General features: G+C 73.2%; 15 protein-coding genes and 1 pseudogene. 4 read left to right on the top strand and 12 right to left on the bottom strand.

Features of this window, described 5'->3' with window-relative positions:
- Window positions 1-104: 104 nt before the first annotated feature.
- Window positions 105-935: pseudogene (locus tag J7I97_RS14895) on the top strand (SigB/SigF/SigG family RNA polymerase sigma factor); the annotation flags it as partial.
- A 73-nt stretch (window positions 936-1,008) separates the two neighbouring features.
- Here the strand turns inward: J7I97_RS14895 and J7I97_RS40300 are convergent.
- From J7I97_RS40300 to J7I97_RS14880, 4 genes are all read right to left on the bottom strand, one after another.
- Window positions 1,009-1,599, bottom strand: coding sequence for an ATP-binding protein (locus tag J7I97_RS40300; protein WP_374103594.1), 591 nt, complete (start codon window positions 1,597-1,599; stop codon window positions 1,009-1,011).
- A gap of 19 nt (window positions 1,600-1,618) precedes the next feature.
- Window positions 1,619-2,008: an STAS domain-containing protein gene (locus J7I97_RS14890; RefSeq protein WP_214934962.1), complete on the bottom strand. Its 390-nt coding sequence runs from the start codon at window positions 2,006-2,008 to the stop codon at window positions 1,619-1,621.
- Window positions 2,009-2,149: 141 nt separating this feature from the next.
- On the bottom strand, window positions 2,150-3,244 hold the full coding sequence (locus J7I97_RS14885) for a glutamate--cysteine ligase (protein WP_214934961.1): 1,095 nt from the start codon (window positions 3,242-3,244) through the stop codon (window positions 2,150-2,152).
- 49 nt (window positions 3,245-3,293) lie between these two features.
- Window positions 3,294-3,650, bottom strand: coding sequence for a PRC-barrel domain-containing protein (locus J7I97_RS14880; protein ID WP_214934959.1), 357 nt, complete (start codon window positions 3,648-3,650; stop codon window positions 3,294-3,296).
- Between the two features lie 184 nt (window positions 3,651-3,834).
- On the opposite strand from J7I97_RS14880, the gene J7I97_RS14875 reads away from it, so the two are divergent.
- The gene (locus J7I97_RS14875; RefSeq protein ID WP_214934957.1) at window positions 3,835-4,008 is read left to right on the top strand and encodes a CsbD family protein; all 174 of its coding nucleotides are present in this window, start codon (window positions 3,835-3,837) and stop codon (window positions 4,006-4,008) included.
- A 67-nt stretch (window positions 4,009-4,075) separates the two neighbouring features.
- Here the strand turns inward: J7I97_RS14875 and J7I97_RS14870 are convergent, their stop codons facing one another.
- A complete protein-coding gene (locus J7I97_RS14870) occupies window positions 4,076-4,972 on the bottom strand; it encodes an oxygenase MpaB family protein (RefSeq protein WP_308363903.1) in 897 nt (298 codons plus the stop codon).
- 286 nt (window positions 4,973-5,258) lie between these two features.
- Here J7I97_RS14870 and J7I97_RS14865 point away from each other — a divergent pair, with 286 nt between their 5' ends.
- Window positions 5,259-5,837 (top strand): TIGR03086 family metal-binding protein, encoded by a 579-nt coding sequence (locus J7I97_RS14865; protein WP_214934953.1) that lies wholly within the window; start codon window positions 5,259-5,261, stop codon window positions 5,835-5,837.
- 128 nt (window positions 5,838-5,965) lie between these two features.
- The gene (locus J7I97_RS14860) at window positions 5,966-6,769 is read left to right on the top strand and encodes a TetR family transcriptional regulator (protein ID WP_251049897.1); all 804 of its coding nucleotides are present in this window, start codon (window positions 5,966-5,968) and stop codon (window positions 6,767-6,769) included.
- A 104-nt stretch (window positions 6,770-6,873) separates the two neighbouring features.
- On the opposite strand, the gene J7I97_RS14855 is transcribed toward J7I97_RS14860, so the two are convergent.
- The 7 genes from J7I97_RS14855 to J7I97_RS14825 form a co-directional block, all read right to left on the bottom strand.
- A complete protein-coding gene (locus J7I97_RS14855) occupies window positions 6,874-7,530 on the bottom strand; it encodes a DUF4360 domain-containing protein (protein ID WP_214935042.1) in 657 nt (218 codons plus the stop codon).
- Between the two features lie 59 nt (window positions 7,531-7,589).
- Entirely contained in the window at window positions 7,590-8,234 is a 645-nt protein-coding gene (locus J7I97_RS14850; RefSeq protein WP_214934951.1) for a DUF4360 domain-containing protein, read from the bottom strand.
- Window positions 8,235-8,519: 285 nt separating this feature from the next.
- Window positions 8,520-9,221 (bottom strand): formyltransferase family protein, encoded by a 702-nt coding sequence (locus tag J7I97_RS14845; RefSeq protein ID WP_214934949.1) that lies wholly within the window; start codon window positions 9,219-9,221, stop codon window positions 8,520-8,522.
- Window positions 9,218-12,322, bottom strand: coding sequence for a non-ribosomal peptide synthetase (locus tag J7I97_RS14840; protein ID WP_214934947.1), 3,105 nt, complete (start codon window positions 12,320-12,322; stop codon window positions 9,218-9,220). Before J7I97_RS14840 ends, J7I97_RS14845 begins: the two co-directional genes overlap by 4 nt.
- The gene (locus J7I97_RS14835; RefSeq protein WP_308378350.1) at window positions 12,319-13,626 is read right to left on the bottom strand and encodes an NAD-dependent epimerase/dehydratase family protein; all 1,308 of its coding nucleotides are present in this window, start codon (window positions 13,624-13,626) and stop codon (window positions 12,319-12,321) included. The genes J7I97_RS14840 and J7I97_RS14835 overlap by 4 nt, the downstream gene beginning before the upstream one ends.
- Window positions 13,611-15,680 (bottom strand): fatty acid CoA ligase family protein, encoded by a 2,070-nt coding sequence (locus J7I97_RS14830; protein WP_214934945.1) that lies wholly within the window; start codon window positions 15,678-15,680, stop codon window positions 13,611-13,613. The genes J7I97_RS14835 and J7I97_RS14830 overlap by 16 nt, the downstream gene beginning before the upstream one ends.
- Window positions 15,681-15,684: 4 nt before the next feature.
- Complete coding sequence (locus J7I97_RS14825; RefSeq protein ID WP_214934943.1) at window positions 15,685-16,599, bottom strand: hypothetical protein; 915 nt, start codon at window positions 16,597-16,599, stop codon at window positions 15,685-15,687.
- Between the last annotated feature and the right edge of the window lie 2 nt (window positions 16,600-16,601).

Here is a 16,601-nt window from a genome sequence, read left to right as displayed (position 1 = left end):
ATACAAACCCGGTGTGCCTGGCCGCGCGCCGGTTCGGCTTGAAGCGTCGGCGAACGGGTAGGCAGAATTGAGGGGTCCCCCTCGGGTCTCCCTCAAGGAGCCTCATGTCGACCCACGGCAGCACCAGCGCACTGGCGGGTCTCCCCGAGATCACAGAGCCGCGATCCGTGAGCACCGCCGACGCCCGCACCCTCTCCATGGCTCTGTTCCGGCGTCTGCGGGAGCTGGAGGAGGGCACCGCCGAGTACTCGTACGTGCGCAACACGCTGGTCGAGCTGAACCTGAGTCTGGTCACGTACGCGGTGACGCGCTTTCGCCACTCCAGCGAACCGCGGGAGGACATCGTCCAGGTCGGCACGATCGGCCTGATCAAGGCGATCAACCGGTTCGACCCCGATCGCGGGGTCGAGTTCCTGACCTTCGCCCTGCCGACGGTCCTCGGCGAAATCAAGCGGTACTTCCGCGATACGACCTGGGCCGTCCGCGTGCCCCGCCGGCTTCAGGAGCTGCGGATCGACCTGGCCAAGGCGGGCGATGCCCTGGAGCAGGAACTGGGCCACCGGCCGGGGACGGCGGAACTCGCCGAACGGCTGGACATCACGGAGGACGAGGTCTGCGAGGGCCGGCTGGCGGCCAACGGCTTCGCGAGCCGCTCCCTCGACGCCCCCACCGGTGAGGAGGACGACGGCCAGGGAGCGCCGGCCCGGTGCCTGGGCGCCGAGGACGACTCGTTCGAGACGGTCGACAGCCTGGAGTCGCTCAAGCCGCTGCTGGCAGGCTTGTCCGAACGGGAGCGGACGATCATCTCGCTGCGTTTCGGGGACGAGCTGACCCAGTCCGAGATCGGTGAGCGGCTGGGCATTTCGCAGATGCACGTCTCCCGGCTGCTCAGCCGCATGCTGGGCAGGCTCCGCGCGGGCCTGCTGACGGACGAGCCGGACGGGCACGAGTCCGAGGACGGGCCGGGCACGGGATCCGGTCCGACGCCCGCCGACGCGGCCGTGGCGGTCAGCTCCCCCGCGCCGCCTCCGGCGGACCTCCCGCGTACGGACCGCCCGGGGAGTGCCCCGGGTGCGGCGAGGCGGAGCCCACCTGCCCCGCAGCGGCCGGCGCGCGGCGGGCGCCCGCCGGAACCGGAGCCGCCACCTCGAACCAGACGGACTTCCCAGCCTCCCGAGGGGTCACACCCCAGCGCCGGGCCAGCCGGTTCATCACCATCAGACCGTGCCCGCCAGGCAGCTCCGCGGCGCCCCGGGTCCGGAGCTTCGGGAGCTCCTGGCTCCCGTCGCTGACCTCGATGCTGAGGTCCCCGGAGCGGCCGGGTGTGTGCGGGTCGGCGGGGCTGAGCCGTAGCACCAGTTCGGTCGGCCCGCCCGCATGCAGATTCGCGTTGGTCACGGCTTCGGAGACGAGCAGCAGAACGTCATCGACGGCTGCCTCGCGCTCCTCCTCCGTGAGGCCGGTCAGGTCGGACGGGCCCGGCCAGGCCCAGTCCTCCAGGACGCCGCGGCAGAAGTCGCGGCAGCGCCCGACCACAGAGGAGGCGCCGTAGAGGCCGAGCCGCCTGATCTGGCCCCTCGATCGCGCCGACTCGCTCATATCGCGCTCCGGGCGTCTCTCACGGGCGTTCCCGGTCGGTCAGGGCGTCGGGCAGCTCCGAGTGCACCGTGAAGACCGCCTTCGCGCCGGTGATGTCGAACATGCGGGCCACCGCGGGTCGCAGCGCCGCGAGTTCGACCGTGCTGCCGGTCTCCCGGGCTTCCAGCCGGCTTTGCAGCAGGACGTTGAGCCCGGTCGAGTCGCAGAAGGTCATCCTGGCGCAGTCGACGACGATCCGCCGGGCGCCCCGCGCCAAGGCCTCGGCGAGCGCGTCACGGAGCGGTTCCTGGTGGTCGTGGTCAACCTCCCCGGCCACGACGATCACGGCCGCCCCGCCGCTCCAGCGGACATCCGCCGTGCATCGTCGCCGGGCGCTGTCGCCGGACGTCCCGTATGCATTCACTGCCATCCGGTGCTCCGGTTCCCTTCCGACGGACATCAGGTCTGGGACGACGATACGCCGTTGTGGCCGCCGTCGCCGTACGCCTTGTGATCAGCGCATGCCCCGCGGACCGGCCGGTATGCGTGCCGCCGGCCGGAATCCCTCCGGTCAGCGGGGTACTGCGGCTGCCGTGATGAGGTCGACGAGGGCGGGCATGCCCCCGTCCGCGAGAGCCCGGCGCTGGCGGTCCGCGGGGGTGCCCTCTTGCAGGAGCCGGTGTACCAGGGCGCTCACCTCCCGCAGATCCCCGGACTCCTCCAGGGCGGGCGTGATGCGCCGTATCAGCATGCACAGCACGTCGCCGGCACTGCGCCTGCACCCCTGGGGGTCCACCAGGGCGCTGTTCAGCCCGTGCCGGGCCGCGTGCCAGTTCGCGGCTTGCAGCAGTTCGGGCGGGCACAGCACAGGTGCGGATCCCGCCTCCTCCTCGGCGATCGCGGTGGCGACGAGCGCGCGGACGATCCCGGCGAACAGGACCGCGGCGTCGGCCTCCAGCTGGACATCGAGGCACCGCACTTCGACCGTGGGGTAACGCTCGGACAGCCGCGCCTGCCAGTACAGCTGCCCCCGGTCGGCGATCATCCCCGCGGCCAGCAGCGCCTCGACGCGCTCCTCGTAATCGGCGAGCGCACGGAAGTGGGGCGGTGGACCGCTGACGGGCCAGCGGCCGAAGACGATGGTGCGCCAACTCGCGAATCCGGTGTCGCGCCCGTCCCACAGCGGGGAGTTCGCCGACATGGCCAGCAGCGTCGGAAGCCAGACACGCAGCCGGTTGAGCACCGCCACGCCCATCTCGCGGTCGGGTACCCCGACGTGCACGTGCATGCCGTTGATCAGCTGCTCGTCGACCAGCCGCCGGGCCTCCTCCCGCATCTTCAGGTACCGCGGCTGCTGAGTGACCGGCACGGGCACCACGTCCCTGAGCGGCGCCGTGGCGGACATGGCGATACGGCAGCCGTTCTCCTCGGCCGCCGATCCGACGGCGTGGCGCAGCCGCAGGAGGTGTCCCCCTACTTCTGAGAGGTCCGTGCACACAGGGGTGGCGACCTCGACCTGGGCTTGCAGCAGCTCGTTCTGGACCTCGCCCTCCGATACCCAGGATTCGAGGCCTGCTGCGGCACGCACCTCCTCCGCCTGCGGGGTGGGAAGAAATGTGGCGGGGTCCAGCAGTACGTACTCTTCCTCAACCCCAACAGTGATCACGCTTGACGGGTACCCATTCCGCTCAGTGATCACGCGCGGCCAAGTGGCGTCAGGCCCGGTGCGCCGGGCCGCCGTAGTAGCCGCCGAGCAGGCGGTGGTAGTCGGCGTCCTCCAGGTGCTTTTCCCTGTCGAACTCGGGCGCGGCCTTGATCTGGTCCCTGGTGCGGTCGACGTAGATTCTCTGCTCGTCGACGTCTATCCGGGTGACCGTGCCCGCCGGAAGCAGTACTTCCTTGCCGAAGATCCACGGCCCTGTGTCGACGACCAGGTAGGCGGAGTCGACGTCGTCGGAGTGTGCGTCGACCTTGCCGACGGCGCCGTCCGCCGCCTCGACCTTGAACCCGGTCAGGTCGATTCCCTCCAGGCGGCCCGAGGACTCGCGGTAACCCCACATGTTCTCGTTCATGCGTGTGGCTCCTCTCTCCTGCTCCGGCGCCTGCCCTTTCGCCTCCGGTCTACGCCTCCGGTCCACGCAGGGTCGACTCGCGGAACCCGCGAATTGCGGGTTGGTGCGGCCTGGCGCGTTTATGGCGGCTCTTCCGGGTCAGACGCATGAAGCCCAACGTTTCCTACCGCACAGGAGCGACCCTATGTCTGGTGAGCAGAAGGCGAAGGCCAAGGCCGAGCAGGCCAAGGGCAAGGTCAAGGAAGCCGCCGGCCGAGCCACGGGCAAGGAAGGCATGACCGCCGAAGGACGCGCCGAGAAGGCCAAGGGCGACGCCCGTCAGGCCAAGGAGAAGATCAAGGACACCCTGGAGGACTGACTGCTCCCCCGCTTCCCCAGTCCCGTCTCCCCGGCATCCGTGAGGTGCCGGGGAGACCGCTCGTGCTTCAAGGCGAGGCGGGCCGGGGCGCAGGCGCGGGCGCAGGTGGCGGAGCGATCGCCCACCGGATGGTTCTGGTCAGGGCGTGTCCGGACACTCGCACGCACTTCTCCCGCACGACCGACCCGCCCCGCAGCCCCAGCTGGACTCGGGCCCACGGCGGCAGCAGCGAGACCGCGTTCGCGGCGAGGGCGGCGTACGGCGGCCGGGCCACCCAGGGCAACGGCGGGTGGCGCAGGATGAAGCGTGCCGCGTCCAGGGCTTCCGGCGTGGCCCGGAGCTCGGTTCGGTAGTCCGCCAGCCGGGCAGCCAGCGCGGCCCGGTCGCGGGGAGGGTCCAGCACACCGAGTGCGGTGGCCACCCGGGCGGTGTCTGCGATGTACGCGTCACAGCCGGCGGCGTCGAGGGGGTGGGCGCCGAAGCGCTGATGCGCCCGCAGGAAGCTGTCGACCTCCGCCACGTGGACCCAGCCCAGCAGATGCGGGTCGGCGGCTTGGTAGGACTCCCCGGCGGCCGTGATTCCCCGTACGCGCTCGTGCACCGACCGGACGTGGTCGACCGCGCGCTGCGCGTCCTGGGCCGTGCCGTACGTCGTGACGGCGAGGAAGGTGCTGGTGCGCTGGAGCCGCCCCCAGGGGTCCCCGCGGAAGCCGGAGTGGGCCGCGACCGCGGCCATCGCGAGCGGGTGCAGGGACTGGAGCAGGAGGGCGCTGAGGCCTCCGATGAACATCGAGGCGTCCCCGTGCACGGTGCGGATGGGCCGCTCGGGGCCGAACCAGCGGGGTCCGGGGGTGCCGTGGATCCGGGCGCGGTTCTCCGGGCCCGCGGGCCCGGCCACGCGGGCGAACAGGCTGGCGCCGAGCCGCTCCCGCAGGCTCCGGCCCGAAGGCGTGAGCGTGTCCACTCCCCCATCCTCCTCCCCCGGCGGCAACGCGGCCATGCCCCTCACGGGCACACCCTGCTGCGGGCCGCATACCGCTCAACATCCTCTTGATTCCTGGGACTTGGCGCAACAGTCCGGTCGGAGGCCTCGCCTTACTCCGAGCCCAGTACCGCCCGCCAGTCGCTGCTCGCGTGCCAGTGCCCCGGGGGGACTCGAACGGGGATTCCCCGAGGAGCTCGAAGCCGGCCCTGTGACCGCGTGGGCGAGGCGCCTCGCACCGGGCGGGGTGCGGGCCTACGGTCGGGGTATGGACGACAGCAGCATCAATTCTCTGCTCGGCGCGGCCGTCTCGCGGGCGGTGCCCGTGGTGAAGGCGGTACGGGAGGAGCAGCTGGGTGATCCGACGCCCTGCTCCGGTTACGGCGTAGGGGAGTTGCTCGACCACCTCTTCGACATCGTCGTGAACTTCACCCGGCTCGCGCAGAAGAAGCCCAGCGCCTTCGAGGAGGCGCCGGACTACCTGACGACGGACGACTGGCGCGAGCGGTTCGCCGGGGCGGCCGGCCGGCTGGTGGCGGCCTGGGGCGAGCCGGGGGCGGAGGAAGGGACCACGGGCGGGATGCACCAGCCGGCCCGCATGGTCGGGACCATGGTGCTGCTCGACATGACGGTGCACGTGTGGGATCTCGCGCGGGCCACCGGGCAGGATTTCACCCCGGACCCGGCGGGCGTGGAGGTTCTTTCCGGGGTGATCGGGGACCTCGCCCCGGCCGCTCGCGACGCGGGGATGTTCGACGAGCCGAAGCAGGTCGCGGCGGACGCCTCGCGTTTCGAGGCGGTGCTGGCCGCCACCGGCCGGGACCCCGGCTGGCGCCCGTCCGCCTGAAAACCAGTCCCCCGCTTGCACCCGGCGCAGGCCGGGCCGGGCCGGGCCGGGTCCATTGCCCGCCGACCAGCTGAGTAGGCTCCTGGGCGCGGCCGAGGGCTGGCCCCGGAACTGGGCGGCGGGCACGGATGGACCCGTACGGTGTCGCGGGGCCGCTGCTGGCGCTCGTCGTTGCGGGTGCGGCCTGCTACACGGCCCGCGCGGTTCTCCGCGCCCTGGAGGGCCGGGTCGCGCGCCGGCTGATACGTCTTGCGCTGCACCTCTGCTTCACGGCCCTCACCTCGTACGGGCTGACCGCCGCCCTGGTGGCGGCAGGGGTGTGGCCGCTGGTGCCGCCCGTCGTCGCGCCTTGGGCGCTCGCGCTCCTGGCCGCGCGTCTGCGCACCGTACGCCGTGGGCGCCTGCCCGCCCGGTCAGCCGTTCACGCGCGGGTCGACCGCATCGCCGAGACCGCGCAGGCGAACAAGCGGCTCATCTACGTCTACTACGGCAACAAGGAGCAGCTCTTCGACGCCGTGCTCCAGCGGGCCCTGGAGACGGGTTCGGAGTCCGTGCCGTTCAGCGCCGACGACCTGCCGGGGTATGCGGGCGCCGTGTTCGACCACCTGGTCGAGCGGCCCGCCCTGATGCGGCTCGTGCTGTGGAAGCAGCTGGAGCGCCCCGACAGCACCGATACGGAGGCGGAGTCCTACCGCGCCAAGATCGCTGTGGTGGAGCAGGCCCAGCGGGCGGGCCGCATCGACGCCGCCCTGGACCCCGCCGACATCCTCACGCTGGTGATGGGCCTGTCGCAGGCCTGGTTCGGCGCGGTGGGCAGCCCCGCGGCGGGCGACGGGGGCACGGGCTGGCCGCCCGAACGCCTGGCCCGCCACCGCGCGGCGGTGGTGGAGTCCGTACGCCGCATCACCGCGGGGCCGAGGGACGGTTCATAGGGGCACACAGCCGGGAAGGCCAGGGGGGGCACCCCTGACCTTCCCGGCGGGCAAGTGGATCTGCGCACTCAGCCTCCGCGTGACCCGCCGAGCGAGGAAACGGCCTACGGCGTGGGGCACACCTGCCAGGCGAGGTGATAGAGGGTACTGACGCTGGCGTCGGTGGAGTCCATGGCCATGAAGCTCGTGGCTGCCTGGGGATTGGACGTGCCGGCATTCACGCGCAGCTCGGTATTGATGTTGAAATTGCGTTTTTCGCCGCACGGCGCCCAGACCAGGTCGGCGTACTCCGTTTTGTCGGACGCCTGCCAGTTGTCGTTGAACGGCCCGTTGAACTGATGCGTCCGCTGGGATGTCTGCGGCATTCCCTGGAAGTAGTAGTTCGCCCGCTCCTGCCCCCACGCGCCCCGCTGGAGAAATGCGAATCCGCGGTAGTCCGCCTCCACAATCGCGTAGGTGAAGCCCGAGGGAACGTGGACGCGGAGATTGAGCTGGCAGTTCTTGCGGAAAGCCGTCGGCGGCGCGCTGGGGCCGACCTGCGCGAGGTACTCACTGTAGGTGATCGTGAAGGCCGTGTTGTCGGGCGCGACGGCCACCTGGGCGGTGCCTTCCCGGCACCCGGATCCGTTCACCGTGGCGAGTTCGATCACGATCTTGTCGGGCGGTGCGGTGATCAGCGGGCCATGGCCCGCGGCTCCGGCCGGCGTCGCCGTGGCGACCAGGGCGGCCGCCGCGGCTCCGGCGAGCAGGGTGCGAGACAGGGAATGAGACATCGTTGTCACTCCTGACCGTGCGTCGGGTGTCCTGTGCTCACGCGGTGTCAGACCGCGGCGCATTCCTTCCACGCGAAGTGGTAGACCGTGCTGACGCTGCCGTCCGTCGAGTCCATGCTCATGAAGCTCAGGGCCTGCGGGTTCGACGTCCCCGCGTAGACGCGCAGTTCGGTGTTGACGTTGAGGTTGCGCTCCTCGCCGCAGGGCGCCCAGACCAGGTCGGCGTACTCCGTCTGGTCGCTCGCCTGCCAGTTGTCGGTGTGCGGGCCGTTGAACTGGTGGGTCGAGCGGGCCGTCTGCGGTATGCCCTGGAAGTAGTAGTTCGCGCGTTCCTGGCCGAAGGCCCCGCGCTGGAGGTGCGCGAATCCCCGGTAGTCGGCTCGGGCGATGGCGTAGGTGAACCCCTGGGGCACGTGGATCCGCAGGGCGAGCTGGCAGTTCTTGCGGAACTCGGTACCGCCGGAGCCGGCTCCCGCCTGGGCGAGATAGTTGCTGTACGTGACGGTGAACGAGGTGTTGTCGGAGGACGCGGCGACGTCCGCGGTCCCCTGCGGACACCCCGAGCCGTTGACGCCGACCACGTCCACCGTAATTCTCCCGGGCGGCGTGTATGCGGTATCGGCCTGGGCCGGTGCAGCCATCGCCGATAGCACTGCCACCGCCGCGCCGACGGCCAGTCTGCGGAGCAACATCGTTACTTCTCCATTCATTCGGACCGGTTCGGAATTCAGCGTGGACATGCCATCACAGGCGGAGTCGGGCTGGGAAGGATGCGATGTGGACAACGGCCTCCGGCCGCACTCCCTGGCCGGATATCGCGAGGCCGCCGACCCCTCTCCAGCGCGGGCCCATCAGCCCCGCTCCCCCGCCCCGGCCGGGTGGTGAAGGGGTCCCGCCGGGGCGGCAGAATGACCAGAACCCCACAGAGCGGCCCGGCCGAGCCCCGGCGAGCCCCGGCGAGCCCCGGCCGATCAGCGCTACCCGGGAGTTCGTACCGCCTCCAGGGCCTGGGCCACGGCCGGGGCGTGGGTGTTGAACGGGCCCAGGTCGGTGGCGCGGGCGTAGGACGGGTGGTCTCGGTGGTCCGGCAGGCGCTCCAGGGCCCGCAGGCCGTAGTAGGCGGGCCGGCCCTCGGGCCGGGGGGCAGGGGGGAGCGGTGTTCCCGCCGCGATGGCTGGGAGCAGTTCCTCGAAGAGGGTGTGGCAGGCGCGGATCCCGCGGAGCATGACCTGGTGGTAGCGGTCGTCGGGGGCGATCTGGAAGCGCCGCTCCGCCAGCACCCGGCCGGTGTCGATGCCCGCGTCGACCTCGTGGAGCGTGGCGCCGTACTCCGGGTCGTCGTGCAGCAGGGCGAACAGGACGGCGACGGAGGGGAGCCCGCGGTGCTGGGGCAGCAGGCCGTTGTGGATGTTGTAGATCCGGAAGTCCCGGGAGAGCAGGGGCGCGCGGAAGATCCGCTTGTTGTTGACCGACCAGACGATGCCGTCGGTGGAGGCGGCCGCCAGGGTGCCGGCCTCGGCGTTGATGTCGGCGGTGGCGAGGTGTGGGACGCGCGGGGCGTGCCGGGTGTGCACGGCGTCCAGCGGGTTGTCGGAGCAGACGAGGTCCACGGGGTGGCCCTGCGCGGCGGCGTGGGCCACGGCCCGGCGCAGCAGGGAGCCGTCTCCGATGAAGATCACGCGTGGACCTCGTCCCGGGCGGCCTGGACGTGGGCGCAGACCTGGTCGAGCGTCACGTTCCTGACGAGGGATTCGAGACGGCTCATGAAGTGGTCGCCCTGGGCTGCGGTGAGGAGGTCCGAGGAGACGGCGGTGAGCATCTCGATCAGGGCCAGGGAGTCTCCACCCAGCGACTGGAATTCCACGTCGGCCGTCAGGGCCGCCGGGTCCACACCCAGAGTCGCCGACCAGTGGCGGGCGACCCGCGCCTGGAGTGTGGGCGCTGGCGGCGCGGTGTCGCGGACCCGGTCGAAGGGGTCGGGGAGCGCGTCGAGATCGGCTTTGCCGCTGACCGTGCTGGGGATGGCCGCGACGGACGTGATGTGGGCCGGGACCAGGTGGGCGGGCAGGCGGCGCTTCAGTTCGGCGCGGAGCGCGGACGGAAGGTCCGGGTCCGCATCGGCATGTACGGCGGTGCGGGGTACGACGTAGGCGCACAGCACCGCAGTGGTGGCGTCCGGGCGGCTGCGGGCGGCGACCACGGCGCGGCTCACACCGGGATGGGCCTCGAGCGCGGCGATGATCTCGGCGGGCTCCACCCGGTGGCCGGCGATCTTGAGCCGGCCGTCGACGCGCCCCGCGAACTCGACGGCGCCGCCGGGCAGTCGCCGTCCGAGGTCGCCCGTGCGGTAGCGGCGCGTGCCGTCGGGGTCGGTGGTGAACGCAGACGGGCGGCCGTCGGGCGGGCCGAGGTAGCCGCGGGCCACCTGCAGGCCGCTGACGATGATTTCGCCGGTACGGCCGATCGCGTCCTGCCCTGTGCCGAGGGCGGTGCCGTCCTCGGCCACCAGGTCGACCCGGGCGCCGGGGCCGGGGGTGCCGAGGGGGATGGTCGCGGTCGTCTCGGTGCCATCCACCACGTGCGCGAGGCACGCGACGGTGGCCTCGGTCGGCCCGTAGCCGTTGACGATCCGGCAGTCGGGGCCGAAGGCGGCGCGGGCGGTGCGTACGGCGGCGGGGGTCAGCGGCTCGCCGCCGAGGAGCAGGGTGCGCAGCCGCCCGCCTCCGGCGAGCAGGGCCAGGTGGGAGGGGGTGAGTGCGAGGGTGTCGGCGCGGTGCTCCGTGACGAGTCGGCGCATGGCGGCGCGGGAGGGTGCGCCGGGCGCCAGGACCACCGTACCGCCGGCCGTGAGCGGCAGGAACAGGGGGAAGCAGGAGATGTCGAAGGTGTAGGAGGAGGCGAAGCCGAACCGGGTCGCGTCGGTGACCCGGCAGGTGTCGGTCATCCACCGGACGAAGCCCAGCAGGCTGCCGTGCTCGATCTGGACGCCCTTGGGGCGGCCGGTGGAGCCGGAGGTGTGGATGACGTACGCCAGATCGGCCGGGCGGGGGGCGGGCAGCGGCGGCTCGGCCTGGGCATCGGGGATGTCGCGGATATCTGGGATATCTGGGATATCGGGGAAATCAGAGATATCGGGGATATCCTCGGCCACGAGCAGCGGGCAGGGCACGGACGCGGCGATCGTGTCGGCGAGGTGGCGCTGCGTCAGGCAGAGCCGGGCGCCGCACTCCTGTAACACCTCCTTGATCCGCGCGCCGGGATGGGCGGGGTCGAGGGGCACATAGGCGGCGCCCGCCTTGAGGATCCCCCACAGGGCGCAGACCCCGGCGGGCGACCGGTCGACGACCAGCCCGACCAGGTCCTCCCGGCCGGTACCCCGGCGCAGCAGTTCGCGGGCGACGGCGTCGGAACGGCGGTCGAGCTCCGCATACGTGACCGGCCCCTCGGGCCCGTCGAGCGCGACCGCGTCCGGTGTGCGGGTGGCCTGCGCCCGGAACAGCTCCACGACGGTGGCGCCCGCCACCGCCCGTGCGGGGCGTTGGCGGGGCCGCTGCTGCCGCGTCGGGGCATCCGTCAGGCGGGCCAGGGCGCCGTCCAGGAGGCGGGCGGCGCGGTCGGCGAGACCGGGGCCGCCTCGGACACCCATCGTCAGCTCCGTCGCGGTGTGCGTCTCGGCGGCGACCAGGGAGACCGGGACCAGCGGGGCGTGGACGGGCAGGGCGTAGGCGGTGGCGGCGGTGAAGCCGCCTCCGCTGTAGTCGTCGAGGTGCAGGCGGCCCAGGTGCGAGACGACGGCTGAGGCGAGGTGCCGGTCGGCGCGGGTGGCTGCGGCCTGGGCCGTACGCAGCAGCAAGGCGGAAGCGGCCGACGGGAGCGGGGCGAGGGCCGTCTCGAAGCCTCCGGCGAGTTCGCGGCCTTCGGCCAGGGCGGTGAGCAGGCGGGTGTGCGGGTCCGTCCAGTCGTCGCCGGGGCGCAGATCCAGGAACAGGGGCAGGGTCAGGTTGCCGGTCGCGGTGATGCCGGGACGGTGGCGGCGCAGGTCTACGGGGACCATGACCCGGGTGTGCTGTCCCGCGGTGTCGGTGAGGGCCTGGGCCAGGCGGGCGGTGAGGGCCGCGTGGTGGCCCGTCAGGGTCCGGCGTAACCAAAGGGTCTGCTCGGGTCCGTTGCCGGAGCGGCCCAGGGGTGAGGGCCGGTCGGGTGGCAGGGTGGGGCGGCGGTCGGTGGCGCCGAGGCGGCGCAGCAGTCCGTGATCGGTGTCCGGTGCGAGAGCGGGGCGGGCGGGCTCGCCGCGAAGGGCGCGGAAGACCTCCCGTACCCAGGTGAGTGCGCCGTGGCCGTCCATCAGGGCGTGCGAGGCGCTGAAAACCAGCGTGGTCCGCGCACGGTCGCCCGGCCCGCCGTTGCCGCGCACGACCAGAACCTCGCAGCCGGGTGGATCGGCGCGGCGCGCGGGGCCGTTCAGCAGCGCGGCGGTGGCGGGCCGCGAGACATCGAACGCGTCGGCGGTGCCCTGATCGGCGTACCGGACGCGCGGCGGCGGTCCCTCGGCGCACCACACGGCGCCCCTGCGGACCAGCGTGGAGCCGGGGCATGCCTCGGCGGCCTGCGCGAGCGCCGCCTGAAGCGTGGCGGGTTCGGGCACCCCGTGGCCCTCGACGAGGATGCGCAGGGCCATGTGGCCGCGTGCGTGGCCGGCGGCGAGGTAGAGCCGCTCGGTCGGTGACACCGCTCGCCGGTACCGGCGGCCGGCGGTAATCTGCGGGTGGGCGTGGGTCATCGCGAGGTGCCTCTTTGATCGGTACGGACGGGTGCGGCCACGTCGCCGGCTCGGGCAGCCGCGGTCGGCGCGGTGGCCGGGGCAACCGCAGTGGCCGGGGCGGCCGGGGCGGCCGGGGCGAGCGTGGCGGCCGGGGCGAGCGTGGTGGCCGGGGCGGCTGAGGCAGGCGGGGCGAGCGTGGTGGCCGGGGCGGCTGAGGCAGGCGGGGCGAGCGTGGTGGCCGGGGCGGCTGAGGCAGGCGGGGTGGTGGCGGGGTGGGTCCAGGCTTTGATGCCGCCGATGGTCTCCACCCAGCGCCGGAGTTCGCGTACACCGTCGGCCTGGCGGCGCGGTGGTTCGTAGCCGAGGTCGCGGTGGGCGGCGGTGGTGTCGTACGTGGTGGAGCGGGTGAGGAGGGCCATCGTGTAGCGGCTCAGCGGCGGGCCGGTCGGGGTGGGGCCGGGGCGGAGCCGCCATAGGGTTTCGACCGCGCCGGCCAGCGCGCGGCCGGCCGCGAGCGGGACGCGGGGGCCGGGTGGCTCGCAGCCGAAGAGGCCGCCGACGTGGGTGAGGAAGGCCCACAGGTCCGTCTCCTCGCGGTCCGCGATGAAGTACGCCCGGCCGCCCACCCGTTCGGCCGGGGCGGCGGCCGCCTTCAGGCAGGCGTCCACGGCGTTGTCGCTGTGGCACAGCGAGACGAGGACGCGCTTGCCGCCCGAGAGGTCGGGCAACCTCCCCGCGTGCATCGCGGCGACCATGCGCGGCAGGAACCCGGCGTGGTCGCGCGGGCCCCAGATGCCGCGCGGGCGCAGCGCGCAGGTGGTGAACTCGCGGGTGTTCGCGGCGAGTACGTACTGTTCGGCGAGCGCCTTCGTCTCGCAGTAGAGGTTGAACCAGCGGGTCGGGTACGGGGTGCTCTCGTCGATGCCGAGCCGGTCGCCCTCGCGCACGCGCATCAGGGCGCTGGGGCTGGAGACGAAGACGAACCGGGCCGTGCCCGCCGCGCGCGCCGCAGCCAGCAGCCGCTGGGTGCCGGCGACGTTGGCCTGGTGGAACTGGGCACGGCTGCCGTGGTCGACCACCCTGGCGGCGCTGTGCAGCACGGTGTCGCAGCCCTCGGTGGCGGCTCGTAGAGCTTTGTCGCCTTGGTCCGTGAGGTCGGCCACGGCGAGCTCGACGCCGGGCAGGGATCGCAGCCGGGCGGTGTCGCTGCCTGCGCGTACGAGCGCACGGACCTGATGGCCTTCGCGGAGGCAGGCGTCGACGAGGTGGCCGCCGAGAAACCCGGTGGCGCCGGTGATCAGGACGTTCACAGGTTCCGCCACCAGGTCGCGCCGTAGAGCATGGTGAGCGCGGCAGTGGCCGCGGGGCCGTGGCCGGCCGCCCGGGCGCGGGGCAGGGCGAGCGGGATCTGCGCCGCGTGCACACCGATGCTGAGGAACGCGTCGGCCCACCACAGCCGGCGCAGCAGGGGCAACAGCGGAACATCCGGTGCGCCCGCCGTGGCGGTCCACACGGCGCCGCCGAGCAGGTACGCCCAGCCGGCGAGGGGGACCAGCCGCTGCGCACCCGCGCGGGACCACAGGGGCGCGGGAGGCGCGAGGCGGCGCTCGGCCCAGCGGGCGAGCTCCTCCCGGCCGATCTTGGCGTTGTGCCGGATGTCCACGGGGAACGCCGGATGGCGCAGGAACTCCTCCAGTTCGGCCGTCGGGGCGTGGGCGGCGGCCAGGGTGCGCAGCTCGGCGGCGAGGTCCTGCCAGGTGGCGGCGTCGAGGGGGGTGTCGGTCTCCACGCAGACGACGGGCCGCTGCGCCCCGGCCGGGCCGGTGCCGACCAGGGCGCTGCGGCGGACCATCGGATGGGCGTTGAAGACGCCCTCGCAGCGCACGGTGTGCAGGTCCCGGTGGGCGGTGCGCACGCGCTGGGTCGCGCGTCCGCAGAACCAGAGGCGGCCGCTGTCGTCGAGGTAGCCGAGGTCTCCGGTGCGGTGCCAGACGCGCGGGCCGTCGCCGGGCTCGTGACCGGACTGGTGGCCGGACTGGTCGCCGGACTGGTCGCCGGGCTCGTGACCGGACTGGTCGCCGGACTGGGCCTCGTACACCTTGTGCAGCGCGTCGGAGTGCGGCGCGGCGTGGTAGCGGCGGCTGACGGACTCCCCGGCGACGAGGATCTCGCCGACCTGACCGATGGGCAGGGCCAGTCCGGGACCGATGGCGGCGAGCGGGCCGTCGGTGGCCGGGACGATGCGCACGCGGGTTCCCGGTACGGGCCGGCCGACGCAGGTGCCCGCTCCCCGAGCGCTGAGGGCGGAGGTCTCGGTCAGGATCTCGGCGGACTCGATCGAGGTGATCGGCAGGACCTCGGTGGCGCCGTACGTGACATGGACCTGCGCCTTCTCGTCGAGGACGGCGCGCAGTGAGGAGACGACGGAGTCGGGTACGGGCGCCCCGCCGGACACGACGCACCGCAGGTCGGGCAACGGGCGGTGCTGGGCGGTGAGGTGGTCCGCGAGGTTTCGCAGCAGGGCGGGCGAGGCGAACATCGTGGTGACGGCGAATCGTTCCAGCGCGTCGACGAGGAGCGCGGGGTCGGCCTGCGCGACCTTGGCCGGTGCCAGCGGGGCGAGGACGACGGTGGAGCCGTAGACCAGGTCGAGCATGCCGTAGAAGGGCAGCGTGACCAGCGAGGTGTCGTCGCGGGTGCGGCCGTGAGCGGCTTCGATCTGGCGGGCGATCGAGAGCGCCATGCGGTGGGTGTACTCGACTCCCTTGGCGGGGCCGGTACTTCCGGTGGTGAATCCGATCATCAGCAGGTCGTCGCCGCCCACGGCGGGAGGGGCAGTGCGCCGGCCCGGCAGAGAGCGCAGGCGGGCGAGGGTGTGCCCGCCCCCGAGGCGGCGGCTGCCGAGGGTGACCGGGATCCGTACGGCGGCGAAGGTGCGACGGCCCAGGATCCGTACGAGGTGGGCGAGCGGGGGCCCGATGAACGCCTCGGCGCCGACGGCCCGGTAGCAGTGGAGCATCCGGCGCAGGCCCATGCCGGGGTCGACGACGACGGGGACGGCGCCGGTCCGGAAGAGCGCGAAGACCAGGGCGAAGAGCTCCGGGCCGGGCGGCGCCATGAGGACCGTCCTGGTACCCCGGGTGATCCCGGCCCGGGCCAGCCCGTGGGCGAGTTCCTCGACCGTCTCCTGCAACTGCCCGTAGCTGAGGGTGCGGTAGCGGGGGCTTCCGTCGGGCTCGTGGCCGTCGGGGTGGATGACGGCGGCCTTCAGGGGGAAGGCGCGGGCATTGCGCTCCAGGCAGTCGGCCAGGCCCGCGGCGGTGCCGGGGTCGGGCACGGTGCCGGCGTACGTGTGTGCCGTGGCGGCGGCGGTCATGGCGTCACCATCCCTCGGGCCGGTAGCTGGCGCAGGCCGCGCTGGGGCCGGCGCCGGCGGTCACGAAGAGCAGCTGGTCGCAGTCCTTGGGCCGCCCGGCCGCCATGGCGCGGAGATAGCCGAGGACGGGGGCTGCGGTGTGCGGCTCCCCGGCTTCGGCCGGGAGCACGCCGGCCGAGGCCCCCGGCCCGATCACCAGGGTGCGCTCCAGGTCGATGCCGTACGCGTGGGCGTAGTCGGTGACGGCGGTGGCGGCGAGGTCGCTCATCCGGCGGGCGTGGTCCTCGGCGCGCCGGACGGTGATCAGGGAGCGCCCGTCGCTGCCCATCCGGGCGGTGTCGAGGTAGCCCTCGTCGGTGGGCCCGTCCCCGGTGTAGTGCTTCACCGGGCCGAATCCGGCGTCCGGGTCGGCGCTGCGCTCCAGCAGCAGGGCGCCGGCGAGGTCCGCGTACGGATACTCCGGGTCGCGGCGTGCGTCGCCGCCCGGGTGGACGTCGGCGGCGGTGATCAGCAGGCGTTCGGTGCCGGCGGTGTCGAGGAGGGCCTGGCCGACTTGGACGGCGTTCAGTACGCCACAGGCTCCGTTCATGAGGTCGAAGGAGAAGGCCGCGGCGGGGTCGGCCAGGTAGTCCAGGCTGATGCCGGCCTCCTTCTGGACCATGGCGGCGAGGGCGGGTTCGAAGGTGTTGGACTCCCGGTAGACCCCCACGTTGACGAGAACGCCGACGGCGGAGGGGGACAGCTGCGCCTGGGAGAGGCAGTCGCGCGCGGCCCGGCCGGCGAGGGTGACGGTGGACGCCGGCGCGTCGGCCACGGTGCCTGCGGCGGACGGTGCGCCGATGTGCGTGGCGGTGCCCGCGTCGGCGCGAGCGTCGGCTGTACGCGTGGCGGTGCCCGCGGCGGTGATGACCATGCCCATGG

Origin of the sequence: Streptomyces sp. ISL-87, from assembly GCF_018614095.1 — a bacterium.
Taxonomy (GTDB): Bacteria; Actinomycetota; Actinomycetes; order Streptomycetales; family Streptomycetaceae; genus Streptomyces.
This window is presented reverse-complemented; position numbering and strand designations above follow the sequence as displayed.

Bases quoted from the DNA above. Each gene is read 5' to 3' on its own strand.
- J7I97_RS14840 (WP_214934947.1), bottom strand. From the start codon at position 12,322: ATGACCCACGCCCACCCGCAGATTACCGCCGGCCGCCGGTACCGGCGA.
- J7I97_RS14865 (WP_214934953.1), top strand. From the start codon at position 5,259: ATGGACGACAGCAGCATCAATTCTCTGCTCGGCGCGGCCGTCTCGCGG.
- J7I97_RS14890 (WP_214934962.1), bottom strand. From the start codon at position 2,008: ATGGCAGTGAATGCATACGGGACGTCCGGCGACAGCGCCCGGCGACGA.
- J7I97_RS14850 (WP_214934951.1), bottom strand. From the start codon at position 8,234: ATGTTGCTCCGCAGACTGGCCGTCGGCGCGGCGGTGGCAGTGCTATCG.
- J7I97_RS14830 (WP_214934945.1), bottom strand. From the start codon at position 15,680: ATGACCGCCGCCGCCACGGCACACACGTACGCCGGCACCGTGCCCGAC.
- J7I97_RS14875 (WP_214934957.1), top strand. From the start codon at position 3,835: ATGTCTGGTGAGCAGAAGGCGAAGGCCAAGGCCGAGCAGGCCAAGGGC.
- J7I97_RS14825 (WP_214934943.1), bottom strand. From the start codon at position 16,599: ATGGGCATGGTCATCACCGCCGCGGGCACCGCCACGCGTACAGCCGAC.
- J7I97_RS14860 (WP_251049897.1), top strand. From the start codon at position 5,966: ATGGACCCGTACGGTGTCGCGGGGCCGCTGCTGGCGCTCGTCGTTGCG.
- J7I97_RS14880 (WP_214934959.1), bottom strand. From the start codon at position 3,650: ATGAACGAGAACATGTGGGGTTACCGCGAGTCCTCGGGCCGCCTGGAG.
- J7I97_RS40300 (WP_374103594.1), bottom strand. From the start codon at position 1,599: ATGAGCGAGTCGGCGCGATCGAGGGGCCAGATCAGGCGGCTCGGCCTC.